Source organism: Streptomyces colwelliae (genome assembly GCF_048158785.1).
Classification (GTDB): domain Bacteria; phylum Actinomycetota; class Actinomycetes; order Streptomycetales; family Streptomycetaceae; genus Streptomyces.
In genome coordinates, this window is the sequence record NZ_JBLTJC010001078.1 from 1 (window position 1) to 383 (window position 383).

Here is a 383-nt window from a genome sequence, read left to right on the forward strand (position 1 = left end):
GTGGCGGCCCTGCCGCGCTGGCTCGTCGAGGAATATGCGCAACGAATGGATGTCGTGCCCGTGCAGCTGGGCAAGAAGGGCGTCGCCAAGCAGATCCACCTCGGCGCCCGCGACAGCGAACTGCACATCGATTATCTGAAGGCCTTCATCGAGTTGGCACGCAAGGGCGTTGCCACCGAAAGCAATCCATGACCGACACCGCCAACTTCAAGCGCGAACCACTGCCCTTGCCGACCTACATGCAGGAAGGCCCGCGCAAGGTGCTGCTGCATTCCTGCTGCGCGCCCTGCTCGGGCGAGGTCATGGAGGCCATGCTGGCCACGGGCATCGACTACACGATCTTCTTCTACAACCCCAACATCCATCCGCTGAAGGAGTACGAG

The 383-nt window shown here is 62.1% G+C and carries 2 protein-coding genes; both read left to right on the forward strand.

Going from position 1 to position 383, the window contains the following annotated elements; translation table 11 throughout:
• The coding region (locus ACNFOC_RS55895; RefSeq protein WP_521987356.1) for a hypothetical protein at window positions 1-192 on the forward strand (192 nt) is incomplete at its 5' end.
• The coding region (locus ACNFOC_RS55900; protein ID WP_416966510.1) for an epoxyqueuosine reductase QueH at window positions 189-383 on the forward strand (195 nt) is incomplete at its 3' end. The genes ACNFOC_RS55895 and ACNFOC_RS55900, both read left to right, overlap by 4 nt.